Source organism: uncultured Boseongicola sp., from assembly GCF_937988555.1.
GTDB lineage: Bacteria > Pseudomonadota > Alphaproteobacteria > Rhodobacterales > Rhodobacteraceae > Boseongicola.
Genome location: NZ_CALJXO010000286.1, coordinates 1 through 2,578, shown reverse-complemented (window position 1 = coordinate 2,578; position 2,578 = coordinate 1). Strand labels below are relative to the sequence as shown.

The window sequence follows — 2,578 nt, the reverse complement described above, 5'->3', positions numbered from 1 at the left end:
TTTGGGGACGCGTTGTTTGGGTGAGAGTGTTGAAATTGTCGAGATGGGGCCGCGCGACGGGTTGCAAAACGAGGCACGCATCATTTCGGTCGCCGGGAAGGTCGCCTTGGTGGATGCGTTATCAAGCGTGGGATTTCGCCGGATAGAGGTTGCGAGTTTTGTGTCCCCGCGCTGGGTGCCGCAGATGGCCGGCTCAGGAGAGGTTATGGCGGGGATCGCCCGGGTCAACGGCGTGCGATACGGGGCATTGGTGCCGAATGTGCGCGGCTTTGAGGCCGCGATGCGCGCGAACGTTGACGAGGTGGCGGTGTTTGCCTCGGCCTCGGAGGGGTTTAGCAGGGCCAATATCAATGCCTCGATCGCGGAAAGCCTTGAGCGGTTTCAGCCCGTAATGAAGATGGCAAAGGGCTTGCGTGTGCCGGTAAGGGGCTATGTGAGTTGTGTCACTGATTGCCCTTATGATGGTGCTGTTGCGCCAGAGGCCGTGGCGGCTGTGGCGTCGGATTTGCGAGATATCGGCTGTTTTGAGGTATCATTGGGCGACACGCTTGGACGGGGATTGCCGGAGCGCATGGATGCGATGTTCGCCGCGGTTTTAGAGCGGGTTGAGGTTGAGGCTTTGGCAGGACATTTTCACGATTCCTTTGGACGCGCGCTTGAGAACGTAGCGGTGGCGCTGGGCCGAGGCGTGCGGGTGTTTGATGCATCTGTCGCGGGACTTGGCAGCTGCCCTTATGCGCCGGGGGCTGCCGGAAATGTGGCGACCGAAGGGTTGGCGGCGTGTGTGGAGACGGCCGGATTTGAGCATAGCTTGGATATGGAGCGGCTTCGCGCTGCGGCAGATGTTGCGCGCGGTTTGCGCGAGGGGGTGGTATGACGGTGGTACGGTTTGACGAGGACGCATGCGGGGTCGCGACGGTGACACTTGCGCGCGCGGACAAGCGCAACGCGATGTCGGGCGAGATGATTGCGGAATTAACGCAGGTAGCGGGCGAGATAGCGGCCTCGGACAGCATCCGCGTCGCTGTATTAGCAGCGGACGGGCCGGTGTTCTGTGCGGGGGGGGATTTGCGCTGGATGCGCGCTCAGATGGAGGCGGACACCGAGACCCGACGGCGCGAGGCAACATCGCTTGCCATGATGTTGAAGTCGCTAAATGAACTGCCTGTGCCTTTGATTGGAAAAGTGCAGGGGAATGCTTTTGGCGGCGGGCTTGGGTTAATGTCGGTATGTGACGTGGTGGTAGCTGTTGACGAGGCGTCGTTTGGTTTGACCGAGACGCGCCTTGGGCTGATCCCGGCGACGATCGGGCCCTACGTGGTGGCGCGCATGGGCGAAGCACGCGCGCGCCGCGTTTTCTTTTCTTCGCGGGTGTTTGGTGCCCGCGAGGCGGTCGATCTGGGGCTTGTGGCGCAGGCAGTGCCGCGCGCGGCGCTGGAGGCCGCGGTGGAGCGTGAGATTGCGCCCTATTTTGAGTGCGCGCTTGGAGCGGTAGCCGAGGCAAAAGCGATGGTGCGGGCTTTGGGTCCGGTGATCGACGAGGTGGTGATTGCAGCGAGTATAGACGCGCTTTTGGTGCGGTGGGACAGTGCGGAGGCGGACGCGGGAAGCCAGGCGTTTATTGACAAACGCCGTCCCAATTGGGCGCCCTAACCTTTTATTCACCCAGACTGAGTATTGATGCCTTGAGCTATAAGGATACAGTACATGATTGGCGCATTTGGTGATCAGCCTGTGGCCTAAAAAAAACTTATGCCGGACGCTGGCAGATGCGGCGATGCGGCTGGCCAGCAGGCGAAGACGCCTGTGACGGCTGCGCGCGAGGGCGTTGCCGAAAAATGCGCAGGGCCTTTCGGCCTCTGGGGTTGCGCGTGGAGCCGATCCAGCCGCATTTTTGTGGCCCCAGTGACATCCGTTGCGCCAAGCGATGCTGGATTGGGTGTCGGGACTGCGCGGGCTGGGACGGGCGATGTGCCTGTTTAGGCGACCTCTACGGTTCTGATTGCCCCGCCTCCGCCAATTGGTGTTGATGACGGTGATGGCGCCTGCCGAAGAGACGCGCGAGGTTGTGCAAGTGGCGGTGTCCGAGAGCGCATTATCAATAGACGACGGTGTGGTGGCCTTTGAGGTACTGACGGCTGGGCAATCTGGCTGAAGGCCTTAAGAATTGACGACGCATAACGCGAGATCACTGGCGAAGTGGATTTCGCGGTTTTGGTCCGCACTGACCGGGTTGTCTGGATGCCGGGGGTGATCGGTGTCGGGGTACGTAAAACAGGGATTGATCTGGCATTGCTTCTTGCGTGGCGGCGCCTTTTGACTTCGGGGCAGTTTTTGCAGTGTGATTAGGGCATTTACCTGCAGTATTTCCAGGCGAAATGATACGAATTCGGGCGCGACCCGGCGTTGACCCCGCCGCAAGGCGCAAGTAGGTATTGGAGCGATAAGTCCCTGCGCATGAAACGACGCGGGACGTAGATGGAGCCCGACGCGTGGAAGACTTCCTTCGAGAATACCTGCCCATCCTTGTTTTCTTGGGCCTTGCGATTGCACTGGGGGCAGTTTTGCGTCTGGCGGC

General features: G+C 60.7%; 4 protein-coding genes and 1 pseudogene. All 5 read left to right on the top strand.

What is annotated here, in order from left to right:
* Window positions 1-16 precede the first annotated feature (16 nt).
* Window positions 17-877: a hydroxymethylglutaryl-CoA lyase gene (locus Q1B15_RS16975; RefSeq protein WP_299755873.1), complete on the top strand. Its 861-nt coding sequence runs from the start codon at window positions 17-19 to the stop codon at window positions 875-877.
* Window positions 874-1,653, top strand: a complete 780-nt coding sequence (locus Q1B15_RS16970) for a crotonase/enoyl-CoA hydratase family protein (protein ID WP_299755871.1) — start codon at window positions 874-876, stop codon at window positions 1,651-1,653. Before Q1B15_RS16975 ends, Q1B15_RS16970 begins: the two co-directional genes overlap by 4 nt.
* A gap of 99 nt (window positions 1,654-1,752) precedes the next feature.
* Entirely contained in the window at window positions 1,753-1,983 is a 231-nt protein-coding gene (locus Q1B15_RS16965) for a hypothetical protein (protein ID WP_299755869.1), read from the top strand.
* Window positions 1,984-2,002: 19 nt separating this feature from the next.
* Window positions 2,003-2,155, top strand: a complete 153-nt coding sequence (locus Q1B15_RS16960) for a hypothetical protein (RefSeq protein ID WP_299755866.1) — start codon at window positions 2,003-2,005, stop codon at window positions 2,153-2,155.
* 337 nt (window positions 2,156-2,492) lie between these two features.
* Window positions 2,493-2,578, top strand: a pseudogene (locus tag Q1B15_RS16955) (NADH-quinone oxidoreductase subunit A); the annotation flags it as partial.